Genomic DNA, 18,027 nt, shown 5'->3' on the forward strand with positions numbered 1-18,027 from the left:
TGAGTTCTTCGCGAGCAAGCTCGCTCCTACAAAAAACCTTAACTGAACGGCATTAGGGCAAGCCCGCTCGCCACAACAAGCCTGATCACCATAGCCACAACGCGTCCGCTTGGCACAGGCCATAACAAGGGAAATGATGTGATCACCACCCAAGCTTTCCCGACCGTCCGGGCCATCCCGCGCAGTGCCTGGAACGACTGCTTTCCCGGTGCGCTGGAGGACTGGGACTATTACGTCGCGGTGGAACACGCGGCCATCGCCGATTTTCAATGGCGTTACCTGGCGGTTTTTGAAAACGGCACGCTGGTGGCTGTGGCCGCCGCGTTCATCACCCATTATCGGCTCGACACCACGGTGTCGGGCGCCGGCAAGCGCTTGACCGAGCGTCTGGAGCGACTGTGGCCGGGTGTTTTGCAATTGGGCCTGTATGCCATTGGCTCGCCGGTGGCCGAGCGTTGCGACGCCGGGTTTGCCAGTGACGTGCCGCAGGGGCGACGCCCGCTGTTGCTCCAGCATTTGCTCCAGGCCGCCCGCCAGGATGCCGATGCGTTCGGTATCGGCCTGGTGGCGGTCAAGGATGCGCCGGCCAATGATCCGCACTGGGCCGACAGCTGCCGGGCGGCTGGTTTCCAGAGCATGCCGAGCCTGCCCACCGGGGTATTGCCGCTGCCCTATGGCTCGGTGGACGCCTACCTGGGGTCGCTGGGCAAGTCCACGCGCAAGGATCTGCGCCGCAAACTGCGCGCACCGGGCCCACGTGTCGAGTGGCGACGCAATATCGACGACGTGCTGCCCGAGGTCATGCGCCTGTACGAGGCCACGCTCACCCGCGCCGACCTGCAGTTCGAGCGCCTGCCCGCCGGCTACTTCACCGGCGTGCTCGAACGCCTTGGAGAGCGTGCGGTCTGTGTACTTTACTGGGTGGACGCGCAGTTGGTGGCGTTCAACCTGATCCTGGTAGACCAGCATCGGTTGGTCGATAAGTTCTTCGGGCACGACGTCGAGTACACCCGTGACTACAACCTGTACTTCCGCAGTTGGCTGACCAATGTCGATTACTGTATCCAGCACAATATTGCAGTGTATGAGTGCGGCCAGGCCGGGTATGCCAGTAAGCTGCGCCTGGGGTGCGAGTTCGAAGGCAACAGCCTGTTCTTCCGCCACCGCAATCGGCTGGTGAACACCCTGCTCAAAGTAGTGAAGATTTTTATCCGACCGGATCGTTCCGACCCTGCCATGGCTGCTGCGATAAGCGAAACCTGATGATCACCAAGACCCGCCAGAAAGCCCGTCCCTTTGCCATTTCGCGCTGGAGTGTCCAGCGCAAGCTGGTGCTGGCGTTCTGGTTGGTCAGCGTCATCCCGACCATGATCGCGGCTGAGCTGGCCGCCACCACGTTGTCGCAGATTTTCGACAGCAACGTGCGCATCTGGCTGCAGGAGTCGACCAAGATCGTCAAGGACGAGATCGGTGACATCCTGCATGACAACGCGCGCATGGCTAAATTGTTCCTGCGCTACACCAGCCCGCCCTCCAGCCGGCAGGCAGCCAAGCACGACCGGCTGACCGCCGATATCGCCCAGGCGACGGATATCGACGTGGTGGCGCTGATTCGCACCAGCGACCACAAGCTGGTGTTCAGCACCGCCGCCGACGACATCGTCAAGCAGATCAGCCTGACCAGCAACGCGGTGTTGCAGACCGTGCAAGTGGCGGGGGTGAGTACCGGTATCGTGGTCTCGACCTTCGAGACCACCCGCGACGATGTCGACTATGTGTTGCTGGTGGCGACCTACCTGGACAGCAGCTTCCTGACCAGCGTGGCCGACGTGCATTCCCTCGACCTGCGTTTGTACCTGGCTAATCCGGGCGGCTTTACGGAAATCTTCTCGACCCAGCGCTTTCAGGATCACCCCTCGCGCATTCCGAAGAGTGTCGAGGCCGCATTGCGCAGCACCCGCCAGCCCAGCGAGCAGTTCACCAATAACTACAGCGGGTTGTACTGGCCGATATTCAATGACAATGGCGAGCTGCAAGGGGTGATCTTCAGTGGCCTGCTGCGGCATACCAGCCTGGTGGGGCTGGTGAACCAGAGCAATCTGTTTGTGCTGATTTTCCTGCTCAGTTCGGCGTTGTCCCTGGCGGCGGGGGTGCTGGTGTCGCGGCGCCTGACCCAGCCGTTGCGTGACCTGTCCCAGGGCGTAAGCGCAGTGATTTCGGGCAACTACACACACCGGGTGGTGGTCAGCGGTGGCGATGAGCTGGCGCAATTGAGCAGCACCTTCAACCATATGACCGAGCGCCTGGGCGAGCTGCATCACCTCGAGGCCCAGCTGCGTCGGCGTGACCGCCTGCATGCCCTGGGCGAGGTCGCCATGGGCCTGGCCCATGAAATCCGCAACCCGCTGGGCATCATCAAGACCGCCACCCAGTTGCTGCATCGTCGCTCCGACCTGCCGGAAAGCGACAGGCGCCATTTGGAATACGTGATCAGCGAGGTCAGCCGGATCAACGACCTGATCACCGAATTCCTCGACTTCGCCAAACCCAATCCGCCCTTGCGCGTGTTGCAGGCGGCGCGCCCATTGGTCGAAGAAATCCTCGGCTTCTGCGGCCCGGAGCTGGCGACCCACAACATCCAGGCGCAGATCGACGACCAGGCCCCCGGCGCGACGATCTATGCCGACGCCAAGCAGCTCAAGCAGGCGTGCCTGAACCTGATCCTCAACGCCATCGATGCAATGCCCGAAGGCGGGCGCCTGACCCTGGGCATTCGCACGGTCAACGACAACACCGTCATCAGCATCGCCGACACCGGGCAGGGCATTGCGGCGGATATGATCGAGCGCATCTTCACGCCATTCGTCACCACCAAGGCATCCGGCACCGGCCTGGGCCTGGCTAAAGTCTATTCGATCATGGAAAGTCATGACGGCAGCATCGAATGTGTCAGTGAGAACGATGCGGGCGCCACCTTCAGCCTGTACATTCCGGCTCATGGTGAAGACGACGCTGATGATGAGGAAAGTCATGACGCATAACGTATTGGTGGTCGACGACGAGCCCAAGCTCTGTGACTTGCTGTCCTCCGCCCTGGGCCAGAACGGCATCCAGGTGTTCACCGCGGGCAACGGCCTGCATGCGCTCAAAGTGCTGGAGCAGGAAGACATCGACCTGGTGATCAGTGACTGGCGCATGCCGGGCATGGACGGGCCGGCGCTGCTGGCCGAAATCAAGGTGCGATTTCCCCAGGTACCGGTGATCGTGATGACCGCCTACAGCACGGTAAAAAATGCCGTGCAGTCGATGCGCAACGGCGCCTACGACTACATCGCCAAGCCGTTCGATATCGACGAGCTGGACATCACCGTGGCCAAGGCCCTGCAATTTCGCGACATCATGCGCGACAACGCGCGCATGCGTGCCGAGCTGGATGAACACGCGCAGTTTGACAGCCTGGTGGGCGATAGCCCGGCGTTTCGCAAGGTACTGCACGCCGTGGATTCGGTGCGTGACAGTACCGCAACCATCCTGCTGACCGGCGAAAGCGGCACCGGCAAGGAGATGGTCGCCCGCGCCATCCACAAGCACGGCAGCCGTGCCGACAAGCCTTTCGTGGCGGTCAATTGCGCGGCGATCCCCGAAGGGCTGCTGGAAAGCGAAATGTTCGGTCATCGCAAGGGCGCGTTTACCGGCGCCGTGTCTGATCGGGTAGGGCGCTTTATGCAGGCCGACAAGGGCACGCTGTTTCTCGACGAAGTGGGCGATATGCCCCTGGCGTTGCAAGCCAAGATCCTGCGTGCCTTGCAGGAGCGGGTGATCGAACCCGTGGGTGACCCCCGCGAGCGCAAGGTGGACGTGCGTGTGATCGCGGCCACCAATAAGAACCTGCTGGAGGCGGTGGCCAACAAAGAGTTTCGCGAAGACCTGTACTACCGTCTCAATGTGTTTCCGATCCCGCTGCCGGCCCTGCGTGAACGTGTGGAAGATATCGCACCCCTGGCCCGGCATTTCGCCCAGACCCTCAGCGCCACCGCCGGCAAACGCATCACCGGCTTCAGCGCCGAAGCGTTGCAGGCCATGGCGGCGTATCACTGGCCGGGCAATATCCGTGAGCTGCAGAACTGCGTTGAGCGGGCGACTATCGTGGCCGCAAAGCCGGTGATCGAGGATATCGACCTGCCGGGTTACCTGTTTGCGTCCAAGCCAAGCGAGGGCGGTGTGACGGCGATCCTCAGCGACGGGCCGGGCATTCCCCAGGACCTGGATGCGGCGCTGGCCGAGGTCGAGAAAGCCTACATTCTTGCGGCGTTGCACGAGTGCCATGGCGTGCAGGCTGCGGCGGCGGCGAAGATCGGGATTTCCGAGCGCAGCTTCTGGTATCGGTTGAAGAAACTCGGGATCCAGATCGACAAGATAGTCCGCTGACACAACCGGGATAAAACGGTGGGAGGGGGCTTGCTCCCACAGTTGGATTGAGTGGTGTCAGGCGTGGACGCGTACCCACACGCTGACTAACACCGTCGCGGCCATCAGCCACGCTACCGCTGCTACGGCTAAAGAGGCCTCCAGCCGCATCCGATCCACCATCACGTACAACGTCGCCAGGTACACAAAATACGGAATGATCGACCACATCCCAAACAGGATCGTGGTCTTCAAATCGTCCACCGAGCGGCCCTTGCCGACGATGTAATGGGCGATCAGCGCGAAGGTCGGAAACAGCGGCACCAGCCCGGCGATGTAGTAGTTTCTGGTCTTGGCCAGCGCCGCCAGGATCAGCACCACTGCCGCGCCCAGTGCGGCCTTCAATACAAGATCCATCAGTGGCTCAACCCGTATTTCTTGACTTTGTCGAACAGCGTGGTCTTGGCCATCCCCAGTTCCTGGCTGGCCTGGGTCAGGTTGCCGCCGCTGCGTTGCAGGGCGTCGTTGAGCAGGTTGCGCTCGAAGGCTTCCACGGCCTCGGTAAAGGCCAGGCCCTGGCCGCCGCTGCTGGCGCCGCTTTTCTTGAAGGCGGGCAGGCCCAGGGCGAAGCGTTCGGCGACGTTGCGCAGTTCGCGCACGTTACCGGGCCAGTCGTGGCTCATCAGGCTGGACAGGGTCTGGTTGTCGAGGTCCGGCACGCTGCGGTCAAAGCGCAGTGATGACTGCTGCAGGAAGTGCTCGAACAGTTGCAGGATGTCTTCGCGGCGTTCGCGCAGGGGCGGCAGTTCCAGGGTGACCACGTTGAGGCGGTAGTACAGGTCGCTGCGGAACTGGTTGGCGCGGCTCAGTTCATCGAGGTTGGACTTGGTGGCGGCGATCACCCGGCAATCCACGGCCACGCTCTGGTTCGAACCCAGGCGTTCCAGGGTGCGCTCCTGCAACACGCGCAGCAACTTGATCTGCAGGTTGATCGGCATGCTTTCCACTTCATCGAGAAACAGCGTGCCTTGGTGGGCGTGTTCGATCTTGCCGATGCGACGTTTGCCGGCGCCGGTAAAGGCGTTGGCTTCGTGGCCGAAGATTTCGCTTTCGAACAGGTTTTCCGGCAGGCCGCCACAGTTCAGCGCAACGAACGGGTGATCGTGGCGCCGGCTGAAATCATGCAGGCAGCGCGCGACCAGTTCCTTGCCGGTGCCGGTCTCGCCTTCGATCAGCACGTTGGCCGAGGTGTCGGCGACGTTGGCGATCAATTCGCGCAGGTTCTGCATGGCCGGCGAACGGCCGATGATGCGGCCTTCAAGGGAATCGCGCTCGGCCAACTGGCGGCGCAGCGACCAGACTTCCCGCGCCAGCCCGCGTTGTTCCAGGGCGCGGCGGGCCACATCGACCAGGCGCTCGGGGGAGAAGGGCTTTTCCATGAAGTCGTAGGCGCCGTTGCGCATGGCGCCGACAGCCATGGAGATATCGCCATGCCCGGTGATCAGCACCACCGGCAGGCTTTTATCCAGGGCCTTGAGGCGGGTCAGCAGTTCCAGGCCGTCGATGCCCGGCAGGCGAATATCGCTGATGACGATGCCGGCAAAGTTTTCGTCGACGTGCTTCAACGCCTCTTCGGCACTGGCCACACCGACGCTGGGGATGTCCTCCAGCGCGAAGGCTTGCTGGCAGCCGAGCAGCACATGGGGGTCGTCTTCGACGATCAGGACGGTCAGGTCAGTGTTTTTTTCTACGTTCATGTCGACTCAGTTTTTTGAGCGCCCGCCAAAGGCAGGCAGAGGACAAAGGCCGTACCACCACTGGCTGGGTGTTCCACGGCGAGGTTGCCACCCGTGGCCGCCGCGAGGCTGGCGGACAGGGTCAGGCCCAGGCCGAGGCCTTGCTCGCCGGGTTTGGTGGTGAAGAACGGTTCGAACAGATGCTTGCGTGCCTCGGGGTCGATGCCGTGGCCGTTGTCGCGCACAAGCAGGCGATATTTACCGTCGGCGCTGCTGCCTTCGAGCCACAGTTCGGGGGCAGGTTGTGCCTGCATCGCATCGAGGGCATTGCCGATCAGGTTGACCAGGATCTGTTCCAGGCGCGTCTGGTCGATCTGCAAAAGGGCAGGGGAGAAGTCGCGGTGCAGGGTCAGCGGCAGGCTGTCCAGGCGTGCGCCGAGCACCTGGAACGCGGCGTCCACGGCCTTGCCCAGGTTGGCTTCGCCCTGGTCATCGCCCCGCCGGGCAAAGGAGCGCAGGCTGGCGGTGATGCGGCCCATGCGGTCGATCAGTTCGTTGATGGTCTTGAGGTTGGCGCTGGCGGTATCCAGCGCCCCGCGTTCGAGGAAGCGCACCGTGTTGCCGGACAACGTGCGCAGCGCGGCCAGGGGTTGGTTCAGTTCGTGGGCGATGCTGGTGGACATCTGGCCGATGGCGGCGAGCTTGCCGGCCTGCACCAGTTCATCCTGGGCGCGGCGCAGGGTCTCTTCGGCCTGGCGCCGTTCGCGAATCTGGCCCTTGAGCCGTTCGTTGCTGGCGCGCAGGTCGGCGGTACGTTCGGCAATCCGACGTTCCAGCTGGCTGTTGGCTTCCTGCAATGCCTCCCGAGCGGCGAGGCGGGTGGCGATGACTTTGCGCCGCTCGTTCCAGGCAATCAACAGGAATGCCACCAGGCCAAAGGCGACGGCCACCAGGATGCCCTGGTTGATTGCGGCGCGGCGCAGGTCGTTGAGCGGGGTGAGCAGGGTGAAATTCCAGGGTGTGTCGCTCAGCGGTCGAGTCTGGGCGAGGTAGCTGACCTCCCGCTCGTCCGCCACCACTTCGCTGTTGGCCGGGAAGGTCAGTTTTTCGGTGCCTTCGTTGAGGCGCTCGCGGGCCAGGGGTTCCAGTTCGTTGAGCGTGGCCCAGTAATATTGCAGGCTGTGGGCCAGGCGTTCCTTGGTCTCGTCACTCAGCGGTCGCACGGCCTTGAGGCGGCGGGCCGGGTCGCTGGAGAGGATGATGATGCCGTTCTCATCGCTGACAAATGCTTCGAGGCGTGCGCGCTGCCAGCGTTCTTCCAAGGCTTCGAGGCGCACCTTGACCACGGCGACGCCGATGATCTTGCCGTGCTCTTCCAGGCCGTGGGCCAGGTAGTAGCCGGGTTCGCCGTTGGTGCTGCCGATGCCGTAGAAACGCCCTGGCTGGCCGCGTACCGCGTTCTGGAAATAGGCCCGGAAGGACAGGTCTTCACCCTGGTAGCTGTCGGCGTCGCGCCAGTTGCTGGTGGCCAGCACCCTGCCGGTGGTGTCCATCACGTAGATGGCCCGGCTGCGGCTGCGTCGGTTCAGGCCTTCGAGGTAGTCGTTGACGGTTTTGCGGGTTTCCTGGTTTGGGTCGGCCAGCAGCTTGGAGACACTGGATTCCAGTTCCAGGAGGCTGGGCAGGTAGGTGTATTTGCTCAGTTCACTTTCGACCGTGCGGGCGTGCAACTCCAGTTGGCGCTCGCCGGTATCGCTGAGGGTGCGGATACCGTAGTACTCACTGATCCAGAAGCCGATGTAACCCAGGCCGACCATCAGGGCGATGATCAACGGCGGCAGGAACAGTTGGCGAATCAGGCGGGGCTTCACGGCAAGTGATGGCGGCGCGGCGCGATAGAGGTTGGGGTCGCATTTCATCACAGATGCCTTGGGTCAACCAGTTATGGTGACGATGTTTGTCCTGCTGCGAGCGGACTGATTGTGGCGAGCGGGCTTGCCCCGCGTTGGGCCGCGAAGCGGCCCCAGTACTGAGGAATGCGGTGTGTCAGGCAATCCTCAGTAGCTGGTTTGGGGCCGCTCCGCGGCCCAACGCGGGGCAAGCCCGCTCGCCACAACAAGCCCGCTCGCCACCACAAGACCGCCCGCCCTCGCAGAAGGGAGCGCTGCTGTTTTTAGTGCTGCAGGATTTTCTCAAGGAAGTGCTGCGCACGCTCGGAGCGGGCGCTGATGTCGCCGAAGAATTCTTCTTTCGGGCAGTCTTCGATGATCTTGCCGGCGTCCATGAAGATCACGCGGTCGGCCACTTTGCGGGCGAAGCCCATTTCGTGGGTCACACACATCATGGTCATGCCTTCCTGGGCCAGTTGCACCATCACGTCCAGCACTTCGTTGACCATTTCCGGGTCGAGGGCGGAGGTCGGTTCGTCGAACAGCATGACGATCGGGTCCATGGCCAGGGCGCGGGCAATCGCCACACGTTGCTGCTGGCCACCGGAAAGCTGGCCAGGGTGCTTGTGGGCGTGGGCCGACAGGCCAACACGATCAAGCAGTTGCAGGCCTTTCTTGGTGGCTTCTTCCTTGCTGCGGCCGAGCACCTTGATCTGCGCAATGGTCAGGTTTTCGGTGATGGTCAGGTGCGGGAACAGCTCGAAGTGCTGGAACACCATGCCCACGCGCGAACGCAACTTCGGCAGGTCGGTCTTCGGATCGGCGATGGACGTGCCGTCGACGATCACATCGCCCTTCTGGAACGGTTCCAGCGCGTTGACGCATTTGATCAGGGTGGATTTGCCCGAACCGGACGGCCCGCACACCACGATCACTTCGCCTTTCTTGACCTCGGTGCTGCAATCGGTCAGCACCTGGAAGTCGCCATACCACTTGTTGACATTCTTGATAGAGATCATACGGCAAACCTTTTTTGCAGACGCTTGACCAGCAGCGAGGCGGAAAAGCTGATGATGAAGTAGACGACACCGGCGAAGATCAGGAACTCATTGGAGCGGCCAATGATGTCGCCGTTGGAGCGGGCGGAGTTGAGGAAGTCCACCAGGCCCACGGTGTAGACCAGCGAGGTGTCCTGGAACAGGATGATGCTCTGTTGCAGCAGCAACGGGGTCATCTTGCGGAACGCCTGGGGCAGGATGATCAGGCGCATGGTCTGGCCGTAGGTCATGCCCATCGCTTGTGCGGCGGCCATCTGGCCCTTGGGGATCGACTGCACGCCGGCCCGTACGATCTCGCAGAAGTACGCCGCCTCGAACATCATGAACGCCACGACGCAGGAGGTGAATGCCCCGATTGGCGTGTCCTGGCCGGTGATCCAGCGCAGTACGAACGGTACCGCCAGGTAGAACCAGGTGATCACCAGCAGCAGCGGGATCGAACGGAAGTAGTTCACATAGGCGCCGGCCACGCGGGACAACAGCTTGTTGGACGACAGGCGCATCAGGGCCAGGACGGTGCCGATGATGATGCCGCCGACCACGCCCATGACCATCAGCTTCAAGGTCATGACCATGCCGTTCCACAGGCCCGGGATGGCGGGGATGATGCCGCTGAAATCGAATTCCATTATTTACCCCCCACGGAGATCAGGCCGGGCACTGCGACTTTCTTCTCGACCACGCGCATCAGCAGCATCAGGCTCATGTTCAGGGTGAAGTAGATCAGCGTGGCCAGGGTGAAGGCCTCGAACAGGTTGGCCGAGAACTCGGCGGTCTGCTTGGTTTGCGCCAGCAGTTCCATCAGGCCGATCAAGGACGCCACGGAGGAGTTCTTGAACACGTTGAGGAATTCCGAGGTAAGCGGCGGAATGATGATCCGGTAGGCCTGGGGCAGCAGCACGTTCCAGTAGATCTGCGGCAGCTTGAAGCCCATGGCGCGTGCGGCCGCTTCTTGGCCACGTGGCAGCGCCTGGATGCCGGTGCGCACCTGTTCACACACACGGGCGGCGGTGAACAGGCCCAGGCACACGACAACGCTCAGGTAGGCCGAGGTGGTCGGGTTGAGGTCCTGCTTGTACCAGTCCTGCAGGTTCTGCGGCAGCAGGTCGGGTATCAGGAAGTACCAAATGAACAGCTGCACCAGCAGCGGTACGTTACGAAACAGTTCCACGTAGCAGGTCGCGATGCCCGATACGAGACGGTTTGGCACGGTGCGCATGACGCCCAGAATGGACCCCAGCAGCAAGGCGATAATCCATGCCACGACAGCGATGGCGATGGTCCAGCCCAGGCCGGCGATGTACCAGTCGAGATAAGTCTCGCTGCCCACGCCGGTGGACTTGAAGAACACGCCCCAGTCCCAGTTGTAATTCATTAGGGTCTCCCCTCGAGATCGATCGATGTACAAGCACCCGCTTGGGGAAGATCCTTTCCCGCCTGACGACGAACGTCAGGCACACGCGATCGGCTCGAAAACCGCCAGGTCGAGTGTTCCAAAATACAGCCAGCAGGTAGTAACAGACGCCTGAGGGAGCGTTGGCTCCCTCAGGAGATAAGGTTAGTCAGTATTTAGATCTTTACTTCCGGCGCCGGCTTGTCGGTCGGGTTCTTGATCAGTTCCTTGACCTTTTCGCTCATCGGGAAGTTAAGGTTCAGACCTTTTGGTGGGATCGGGCTTTCGAACCACTTGGCGTAGATCTTGTTGATTTCGCCGGACTTGTACAGGCCGACAATGGCGTCATCCACGGCTTTCTTGAAGGCTGGGTCGTCTTTGCGAACCATGCAGGCATAGGCTTCAAAGGACTGCGGTGTACCGGTAATGACCCAGTCATCCGGCTTCTTGGCCTTGGCCTCTTCACCGGCCAGCAGGGCGTCGTCCATCATGAACGCTACGGCACGGCCGCTTTCCAGCATCTGGAAGGACTCGCCGTGGTCTTTGGCGGAGATGACGTTCATGCCCATCTGCTTGTCGGCGTTCATCGCCTTGATGATGCGCTCGGACGTGGTGCCGGCGGTGGTCACGACGTTCTTGCCTTTCAGGTCGGCAAAGTCGGCGTAGCTAGGCTTGCCTTCCTTGTCTTTCTTGACCAGCAGGCGAGTGCCGATTTCGAAGATGTTGGTGGTGAAGGCGACTTGCTGGGCGCGTTCGGCGTTGTTGGTGGTGGAACCGCACTCGATGTCCACGGTGCCGTTCTGCACCAGCGGGATACGGGTCTGCGAGGTGACCAGGTTGTACTTGGTCTGCAGGTCGGGTTTGTTCAGGTCTTTTTTCAGGGCTTCGACGATGGCCAGCTGGATGTCGTGGGAGTAGCCCACTGGCTTGCCTGAAGCATCCGCAATGTAGGAAAACGGAATGGAGCTGTCGCGGTGCCCGAGGGTGATGGTGCCGGAGTCGTTGATTTTCTTCAGTGTGCCGGTGAGTTCGGCGGCGAAAACTGGAGTGCTGATCAGAGCAGCAGCGATAGCTGCGCCCAAAATATGGGGAACGATGCGCATCAATACTTCCTCGACATTTGTTTTTTTTATGAAGCCGGCTAGACGGCTCTCTTGTACGGCGAATGCCCGTGACGGCTCCTGAGGCGTCCAAGGCAATCGTGAGAGAGTGTAGAGCATGAGTCGTGCCAGACCGGGAGGAAAAGGTTAACCGGTTGATTTATATCGAGATTAACTTTGCGTGACGGCAAATTTGCAACGGTTCGATCCGGTAAACCGAATCGGATGATGGATTGCGTTCGGAAAACCGAATGTGGAGGCCGGCATGAAAAAGCCCCTGGGCCACAGGGCGCAGGGGCTTTTGTACGACGGGTCCGTCAGGCTGCCTGGATGCGGCTACGGTTCTGTTCAACCTTGGACAGGTAACGTTGCACGTTGTCCTGTTCTTCCGGGGTGGTGAACAGGCCGAGCTTGGTGCGGCGCCACAGGATGTCCTGGGGTTGGGTCGCCCACTCTTCGGCACACAGGTAGTCGACTTCGCGGGTGTACAGGCCGCCGCCCAGGTGGTCACCCAGGTCGGCCAGGATGTGCACGCCTTCCAGCAGGCGCCAGGTACGGCTGCCGTAGGTGGTGGACCAACGGCGCGCGATCTCGCTGGGTACCCAGTCGAATTTGGCGCGAATGGCCTCGGCCAGCGCTTCTGGCGTGGTCATGTCCTCGCCACCGGGCAGGCTGGCCGTGGCAGTCCAGCTTGGGCGCATCTGGGTGAAGTACGGTGCCAATTGCGCCATCGCCGATTCGGCGAGCTTGCGATAGGTGGTCAGCTTGCCGCCGAATACCGACAGGATCGGTGCTTCGCCCGTGCCGCCGGAGAGGGACAGGGTGTAGTCGCGGGTGATGGCCGAGGGGTTGTCCGACTCGTCATTGCACAGCGGACGCACCCCGGAATAGGTGTGGACGATGTCGTCGCGGCTCAGCTGTTTCTTGAAGTGGGCGTTGACGACTTTGAGCATGTAGTCGGTTTCGCCTTCGGTAATCGCCACTTTTGCCGGGTCGCCGGTGTACTCGCGGTCGGTGGTGCCGATGATGGTCAGGTGGTTCAGGTAGGGAATGGTGAAGACGATACGCTGGTCTTCGTTCTGCAGGATGTGCGCGTGGGCGCCTTCATACAGTTTCGGCACGATCAGGTGGCTGCCCTGGATCAGGCGGATACCGTAGGGCGAATCGAGCTTCAGGTCTTCCTTGATGAACTTGGCGACCCATGGGCCGGCTGCATTCACCAGCGCCTTGGCGCGGATCGAGAACAGGCTGCCATCGGCGCGTTCCATGTTCATTTCCCACAGGCCCTTGCTGCGGTGGGCGCTGACGCAACGGGTCTGGGTGTGGATATGCGCGCCTTTTTCACGGGCGGCCATGGCATTGAGTACGACCAGGCGGGCGTCATCGACCCAGCAGTCGGAGTATTCGAAGCCTTTGGTGATTTCGCTTTTCAGCGGGCTGTCAGGGCCGAACTTGAGGCTTTTCGAACCGGCGAGCTTTTCCCGCTTGCCCAAGTGGTCATACAGGAACAGGCCGGCACGGATCATCCACGCCGGACGCAGGTGCGGGCGGTGTGGCAGCACAAAGCGCATCTGTTTGACGATGTGCGGTGCCTTGCCCAGCAGCACTTCACGTTCGGCCAGGGCTTCGCGCACCAGGCGGAATTCGTAATGTTCGAGGTAGCGCAGGCCGCCATGGATGAGCTTGCTGCTGGCGGAAGAGGTGTGGCTGGCCAGGTCGTCCTTTTCGCAAAGGAACACCGACAGACCGCGCCCGGCTGCGTCTGCTGCAATGCCGACGCCATTGATCCCGCCACCGATAACGGCAACGTCATAGACTTCGGCAAGCGGTGGAGCAGGCAAGGTAGAAGGGTTCATCGGCTGGCCTCGCGATCTTTTTCGTATTGGAATTCGAACATTAATGTTCATTTGCGAAAATGGTAGCTGATAAACGCGCCCACAGCCACCCGACTTCGATTGAAAAAACTCATCGAAGGGGCGAGAAAAGAAAATTTGTGAACATGAAACCGAGGCAGGCTTAGGTAATGGCCTGTCAGATAGATCGCCATCGGGGGCAAGTCGAATCGTCGCACCGCCCCTCCCACATTTGAGCGGGTTCACACATCAAAGGTGGGAGGAGCTCGCCCCCGATGGCGTCAATGCAGGCGCTAGACCACTTCCAGGCGAACCTTATGCTGGTTCAACAACTGCACCAGCGCCGGCACGGGCTGCTGGTCGGTCACCAGGCAGTCCACCAGGCTGATCGGCCCCAGGCGAATCATGGCATTGCGCCCGAACTTGCTCGAGTCCGCCGCCAGGATCACCTGGCGTGCATTGGCGATGATCGCCTGTGACACCCGCACTTCCTGGTAATCGAAGTCGAGCAGGCTACCGTCCTCGTCAATGCCGCTGATACCCACCAGGGCGAAGTCGACTTTGAACTGGTTGATAAAGTCCACGCTGGCCTGGCCCACCACGCCGCCATCACGGCGCACATTACCGCCGGTCAGCAACACATCGAAGTCGTCCTTGGCACTGAGCATGGTGGCGACGTTGAGGTTGTTGGTGATGATTTTCAGGTGATTGTGGTTTAACAGCGCACGTGCGATGGATTCGGTGGTGGTGCCGATGTTGATGAACAGCGACGCGTGATCGGGGATTTGCGCGGCGATGGCTTCGCCGATGCGGTGTTTCTCGTCGCGCATCTGGTCGGCACGCATGGCGTAGGCGGTGTTTTCGACACTGGAGTCATAGGCCGCGCCGCCGTGGTAGCGGCGCAGCAGATTGGCGTCCGCCAGCTGGTTGATATCGCGGCGGATGGTTTGCGGGGTGACAACGAATAGCTGCGCCATTTCCTCGATACTGACGTAGCCGCGTTCGCGGACCAGTTCGAGGATTTGTTGCTGGCGGGGAGGCAGATTCATGGGGCGTCCTTTGGGCTGCCATACAAAAGTGGCCCATGATGACGCAGGAATCTGCTCCCTGCCAGTTACAACCCTATATGGGTCCTGCGCTTGGCTTATTCAGCGCCTTCGTGGGGTTCCCAATCGCGGGTGCGGCTCACTGCTTTTTGCCAGCCGGCGTAGAGTTTCTCTTTGGCGGCTTCTTCAAGCTGAGGTTCGAATTCGCGCTCGATCACCGCCTTGCCACGCAGTTCGTCCAGGCTACCCCAGAACCCGCAAGCCAGGCCCGCCAGGTAGGCCGCGCCCAGTGCAGTGGTTTCGCGCATTTGCGGGCGCTCGACCTGGGTGCCGAGGATGTCGGCTTGGAATTGCATCAGGAAGTTGTTGGCCACTGCGCCGCCATCCACCCGCAGGGATTTGAGGCGTTCGCCGGAATCCTGCTGCATCGCGTCCAGTACGTCGCGTGTCTGGTAGGCAATCGACTCAAGGGCTGCACGAATAATGTGATCCACGCGTACGCCACGGGTCAGGCCGAACAACGCGCCACGGGCGTAGGGGTCCCAGTAGGGGGCGCCCAGGCCGGTAAACGCGGGTACCAGGTAGACGCCATTGCTGTCCTTGACCTTGCCGGCGAAGTATTCGGTGTCGTGGGCGTCGTTGATGATTTTCAGCTCGTCACGCAGCCACTGCACGGTGGAACCACCGTTGAATACCGCGCCTTCAAGGGCGTAGGCCACTTCGCCACGCGGGCCGCAGGCGATGGTGGTGAGCATGCCGTGCTTGGATTTCACGGCCTTGTCGCCGGTATTCATCAGCAGGAAGCAGCCGGTGCCGTAGGTGTTCTTGGCCTGGCCCGGTTCAACGCACATCTGGCCGAACAGCGCGGCCTGCTGGTCACCGGCGATGCCGCCGATGGCAATGCCGCTCTTGGTGCGACCATAGATTTCCGACGACGACTTGACTTCCGGCAGCATCTCGCGCGGCACATCAAGGATTTCCAGCATCTTCGCGTCCCACTCCAGGGTGTGGATGTTGAAGAGCATGGTGCGCGAGGCGTTGGTGTAGTCGGTGACGTGGGTCTTGCCGCCGGTAAATTTCCAGATCAACCAGCTGTCGACGGTGCCGAACAGCAGTTCGCCGTTGCGCGCACGTTCGCGGCTGCCTTCGACATTGTCGAGGATCCACTTGAGTTTGGTGCCGGAAAAGTACGGGTCGGTGACCAGGCCGGTGGTGTCGCTGATGTATTGCTCGTGGCCGTCACGCTTGAGCTGCTGGCAGATTTCGGTGCTGCGGCGGCACTGCCAGACGATGGCGTTGTAGATCGGGCGACCGGTGACCTTGTCCCAGACCACGGTGGTTTCACGCTGGTTGGTGATACCGATAGCGGCAACCTGGTCATGGTGCAGGCCAGCCTGGGCCAGCGCCTCGACCATTACCGCGCTCTGGGTGGCGAAGATTTCCATCGGGTCATGTTCGACCCAGCCCGCCTGCGGGTAGTGCTGGACGAATTCACGCTGGGCGGTGCAGACCACGTTGGCGTCACGATCAAAGATGATCGCCCGCGAACTGGTGGTGCCCTGATCAAGGGCAATGATGTAGTTCTTATTCTGAATGTCGGTCATGTCGATTGCCTTGGACGAGAAATAAGGGAGTGGGAAACGGCCTGGATCACTAAAAGGGCAGTAGGGCCCAGGCGGTTGCTATCAGGAAATACGCGTTTCGCCGTTGACGGCGGCTTCTTTGGCCTCCGCTGCGGCAGGTGCGGCGCTTGGCAGATGGCGGGCAATCAGCCCGCGATAAGCTGCGGCACCGAGGCAAGCACCGACAATCGGCGCGAAAATCGGAACCAGGAAGTAGGGAATGTCGCGTCCGCCAGTAAAGGCCATTTCACCCCAGCCGGCGAAAAAGGTCATCAGCTTGGGCCCGAAATCCCGCGCAGGGTTCATCGCAAAACCGGTCAATGGGCCCATGGCGCTGCCGATGACTGCGATCAGCAAGCCAATCAGCAGCGGAGCGAGGGGGCCGCGTGGCAAGCCGTTGTTATCGTCGGTCAGGGCCATGATCACGCCCATCAGGATGGCGGTGATGACCATTTCCACCAGGAACGCCTGAGCGGTGCTCAACAGCGCATGGGGGTAGGTCGAAAACACCGAGGCTAGTTCCAGGCTGGCCTGGGTCCCACGCACCAAATGGTGGGTTTGTTCGTAATCGAAAAACAGATTGCTATAGAGCGTGTACACCAGCGCCGCGGAGCAGAAGGCACCGGCGACCTGGGCGAGGATATAGAAGGGCAGTTTACGCTTGTCGAAATCGGCGAAAAGACACAGGGCAATACTCACCGCCGGATTGAGGTGAGCCCCGGAGATACCGGCGCTCAGGTAGATCGCCATGCTGACGCCGATCCCCCAGATGATACTGATTTCCCACAAACCAAAGCTGGCACCCGCGACTTTGAGGGCAGCGACACATCCTGTACCGAAGAAGATCAGAAGCGCAGTCCCCAGGAATTCGGCCATGCATTGGCTCGAAAGTGAAGGCTGTTGAAGTGCAGTTGTCATGGAAAACCTCAATTTGTTGTTCTTGTCAGGCGTCGGGCCTCAACGGGCCTTGCGCGATTTTCACCGTGTCGAGGATCCCCATCCTCGGCGCGGCTTACTGCTCGAATACTGCGGCTGTATTCCTACAGTATTCGGAAACGAAAAAATATAGACAAGAATGACGCCTGTCAAAGGTCGAAAGTGAACTATTAGTCATTTTCCAACTATAGGTTTGATGAATGATCACGCTCGTCACCGCAAGTGTTGACGGGAGTCAGGGGCGTACTAGAGCGTTTTGTGTGGGCTTGGCCTAGAATCTGTCCTCTGTTTGCCACGCCTGGAGCATGCATGACCCCTGCACTGGATTTGTTGAAAAAAGTTCGCGCCGAACATCGCATTCACAGTTATGAACACGATCCCAAAGCGTCGTCGTATGGTCTGGAGGCCGCGGAAAAGTTGGGTCTTGACCCGGCTCAGGTGTTCAAGACCCTGTTGGCGAGCAGCGAAAAAGGCGAGTTATTGGTGGCGGTGGTGCCGGTCGTCGGAAGTCTGGATTTAAAAGCCTTGGCCCATGCGGCCGGGGTGAAAAAAGTCGAGATGGCTGACCCGGCGGCGGCGCAACGGTCGACGGGCTACCTGTTGGGCGGTATCAGCCCGCTGGGGCAGAAAAAGCGCTTGCGCACGTTTATCGATACGACGGCGCAGCCGTTCGCGACGATTTTTGTCAGTGCGGGGAGACGGGGGCTGGAAGTGGAATTGTCCGCCGCAGTGCTGGCGGAACATACCCAGGCCAAATTCGCGCCGATTGGCAGGGCTTGATCAGTTACTTCCTGATCCTGCGTATTGCCTGTAAACCATGCCCCTGGGTTGTACCGGGGCAAGCCCTAATGCCGTTCAGTTAAGCGTACATCGCATTCTGTAGGAGCGAGGGGGACGCCTAGTTCTTGCTCGCGAAAAACGTCAACGATGACGCGTGTTTCCTGAATCAACGCGGCGCCTGTGAGTTTTTCGCGAGCAAGCTCGCTC

General features: G+C 60.9%; 15 protein-coding genes. 4 read left to right on the forward strand and 11 right to left on the reverse strand.

Annotated elements, in window-relative coordinates:
- The first annotated feature begins 138 nt into the window (after positions 1-138).
- Genes AB7933_RS07445 through AB7933_RS07455 form a run of 3 tightly spaced genes read left to right on the forward strand, consistent with a single transcriptional unit; the run spans position 139 to position 4,428 of the window.
- Positions 139-1,263 carry a GNAT family N-acetyltransferase gene (locus AB7933_RS07445; RefSeq protein ID WP_024073694.1) on the forward strand — a complete coding sequence of 375 codons (1,125 nt, stop codon included), beginning with the start codon at positions 139-141 and terminating at the stop codon, positions 1,261-1,263.
- Positions 1,263-3,041: a sensor histidine kinase gene (locus AB7933_RS07450; RefSeq protein WP_024073695.1), complete on the forward strand. Its 1,779-nt coding sequence runs from the start codon at positions 1,263-1,265 to the stop codon at positions 3,039-3,041. The genes AB7933_RS07445 and AB7933_RS07450 overlap by 1 nt, the downstream gene beginning before the upstream one ends.
- Positions 3,031-4,428 carry a sigma-54-dependent transcriptional regulator gene (locus AB7933_RS07455; RefSeq protein WP_024073696.1) on the forward strand — a complete coding sequence of 466 codons (1,398 nt, stop codon included), beginning with the start codon at positions 3,031-3,033 and terminating at the stop codon, positions 4,426-4,428. Before AB7933_RS07450 ends, AB7933_RS07455 begins: the two co-directional genes overlap by 11 nt.
- A 57-nt stretch (positions 4,429-4,485) precedes the next feature.
- Here the strand turns inward: AB7933_RS07455 and AB7933_RS07460 are convergent, their stop codons facing one another.
- The 11 genes from AB7933_RS07460 to AB7933_RS07510 form a co-directional block, all read right to left on the reverse strand.
- The gene (locus tag AB7933_RS07460; protein WP_024073697.1) at positions 4,486-4,824 is read right to left on the reverse strand and encodes a GlpM family protein; all 339 of its coding nucleotides are present in this window, start codon (positions 4,822-4,824) and stop codon (positions 4,486-4,488) included.
- The gene (locus AB7933_RS07465) at positions 4,824-6,164 is read right to left on the reverse strand and encodes a sigma-54-dependent transcriptional regulator (protein ID WP_024073698.1); all 1,341 of its coding nucleotides are present in this window, start codon (positions 6,162-6,164) and stop codon (positions 4,824-4,826) included. Before AB7933_RS07465 ends, AB7933_RS07460 begins: the two co-directional genes overlap by 1 nt.
- Positions 6,161-8,062 carry a sensor histidine kinase gene (locus AB7933_RS07470; RefSeq protein ID WP_041160851.1) on the reverse strand — a complete coding sequence of 634 codons (1,902 nt, stop codon included), beginning with the start codon at positions 8,060-8,062 and terminating at the stop codon, positions 6,161-6,163. The genes AB7933_RS07465 and AB7933_RS07470 overlap by 4 nt, the downstream gene beginning before the upstream one ends.
- A 254-nt stretch (positions 8,063-8,316) precedes the next feature.
- Entirely contained in the window at positions 8,317-9,051 is a 735-nt protein-coding gene (locus AB7933_RS07475; protein ID WP_024073700.1) for an amino acid ABC transporter ATP-binding protein, read from the reverse strand.
- Positions 9,048-9,719: an amino acid ABC transporter permease gene (locus AB7933_RS07480; protein ID WP_024073701.1), complete on the reverse strand. Its 672-nt coding sequence runs from the start codon at positions 9,717-9,719 to the stop codon at positions 9,048-9,050. The genes AB7933_RS07475 and AB7933_RS07480 overlap by 4 nt, the downstream gene beginning before the upstream one ends.
- The gene (locus AB7933_RS07485) at positions 9,719-10,465 is read right to left on the reverse strand and encodes an amino acid ABC transporter permease (protein ID WP_024073702.1); all 747 of its coding nucleotides are present in this window, start codon (positions 10,463-10,465) and stop codon (positions 9,719-9,721) included. Before AB7933_RS07485 ends, AB7933_RS07480 begins: the two co-directional genes overlap by 1 nt.
- 194 nt (positions 10,466-10,659) lie before the next feature.
- Positions 10,660-11,586 carry a glutamate/aspartate ABC transporter substrate-binding protein gene (locus AB7933_RS07490; protein WP_024073703.1) on the reverse strand — a complete coding sequence of 309 codons (927 nt, stop codon included), beginning with the start codon at positions 11,584-11,586 and terminating at the stop codon, positions 10,660-10,662.
- 314 nt (positions 11,587-11,900) lie between these two features.
- On the reverse strand, positions 11,901-13,439 hold the full coding sequence (gene glpD / locus AB7933_RS07495; RefSeq protein WP_024073704.1) for a glycerol-3-phosphate dehydrogenase: 1,539 nt from the start codon (positions 13,437-13,439) through the stop codon (positions 11,901-11,903).
- A gap of 290 nt (positions 13,440-13,729) precedes the next feature.
- Positions 13,730-14,485: a DeoR/GlpR family transcriptional regulator gene (locus AB7933_RS07500; RefSeq protein WP_024073705.1), complete on the reverse strand. Its 756-nt coding sequence runs from the start codon at positions 14,483-14,485 to the stop codon at positions 13,730-13,732.
- A 95-nt stretch (positions 14,486-14,580) separates the two neighbouring features.
- Positions 14,581-16,086 carry a glycerol kinase GlpK gene (glpK, locus tag AB7933_RS07505; RefSeq protein ID WP_024073706.1) on the reverse strand — a complete coding sequence of 502 codons (1,506 nt, stop codon included), beginning with the start codon at positions 16,084-16,086 and terminating at the stop codon, positions 14,581-14,583.
- 81 nt (positions 16,087-16,167) lie between these two features.
- Complete coding sequence (locus AB7933_RS07510; protein WP_024073707.1) at positions 16,168-17,022, reverse strand: MIP/aquaporin family protein; 855 nt, start codon at positions 17,020-17,022, stop codon at positions 16,168-16,170.
- 327 nt (positions 17,023-17,349) lie between these two features.
- Between AB7933_RS07510 and ybaK the strand changes: the two genes are divergently transcribed.
- Positions 17,350-17,820, forward strand: coding sequence for a Cys-tRNA(Pro) deacylase (ybaK, locus tag AB7933_RS07515; RefSeq protein ID WP_024073708.1), 471 nt, complete (start codon positions 17,350-17,352; stop codon positions 17,818-17,820).
- Positions 17,821-18,027 lie beyond the last annotated feature (207 nt).

It is taken from the genome of Pseudomonas gorinensis, assembly GCF_042015035.1.
GTDB lineage: Bacteria > Pseudomonadota > Gammaproteobacteria > Pseudomonadales > Pseudomonadaceae > Aquipseudomonas > Aquipseudomonas gorinensis.

What these genes read in the sequence shown, in the direction of transcription:
- AB7933_RS07465 (WP_024073698.1), bottom strand. Translation starts at nt 6,164, where the DNA reads ATGAACGTAGAAAAAAACACTGACCTGACCGTCCTGATCGTCGAAGAC.
- AB7933_RS07485 (WP_024073702.1), bottom strand. Translation starts at nt 10,465, where the DNA reads ATGAATTACAACTGGGACTGGGGCGTGTTCTTCAAGTCCACCGGCGTG.
- AB7933_RS07460 (WP_024073697.1), bottom strand. Translation starts at nt 4,824, where the DNA reads ATGGATCTTGTATTGAAGGCCGCACTGGGCGCGGCAGTGGTGCTGATC.
- ybaK (WP_024073708.1), top strand. Translation starts at nt 17,350, where the DNA reads ATGACCCCTGCACTGGATTTGTTGAAAAAAGTTCGCGCCGAACATCGC.
- AB7933_RS07510 (WP_024073707.1), bottom strand. Translation starts at nt 17,022, where the DNA reads ATGACAACTGCACTTCAACAGCCTTCACTTTCGAGCCAATGCATGGCC.
- AB7933_RS07480 (WP_024073701.1), bottom strand. Translation starts at nt 9,719, where the DNA reads ATGGAATTCGATTTCAGCGGCATCATCCCCGCCATCCCGGGCCTGTGG.
- AB7933_RS07470 (WP_041160851.1), bottom strand. Translation starts at nt 8,062, where the DNA reads ATGAAATGCGACCCCAACCTCTATCGCGCCGCGCCGCCATCACTTGCC.
- AB7933_RS07500 (WP_024073705.1), bottom strand. Translation starts at nt 14,485, where the DNA reads ATGAATCTGCCTCCCCGCCAGCAACAAATCCTCGAACTGGTCCGCGAA.
- glpD (WP_024073704.1), bottom strand. Translation starts at nt 13,439, where the DNA reads ATGAACCCTTCTACCTTGCCTGCTCCACCGCTTGCCGAAGTCTATGAC.
- AB7933_RS07450 (WP_024073695.1), top strand. Translation starts at nt 1,263, where the DNA reads ATGATCACCAAGACCCGCCAGAAAGCCCGTCCCTTTGCCATTTCGCGC.
- AB7933_RS07455 (WP_024073696.1), top strand. Translation starts at nt 3,031, where the DNA reads ATGACGCATAACGTATTGGTGGTCGACGACGAGCCCAAGCTCTGTGAC.
- AB7933_RS07475 (WP_024073700.1), bottom strand. Translation starts at nt 9,051, where the DNA reads ATGATCTCTATCAAGAATGTCAACAAGTGGTATGGCGACTTCCAGGTG.
- glpK (WP_024073706.1), bottom strand. Translation starts at nt 16,086, where the DNA reads ATGACCGACATTCAGAATAAGAACTACATCATTGCCCTTGATCAGGGC.
- AB7933_RS07490 (WP_024073703.1), bottom strand. Translation starts at nt 11,586, where the DNA reads ATGCGCATCGTTCCCCATATTTTGGGCGCAGCTATCGCTGCTGCTCTG.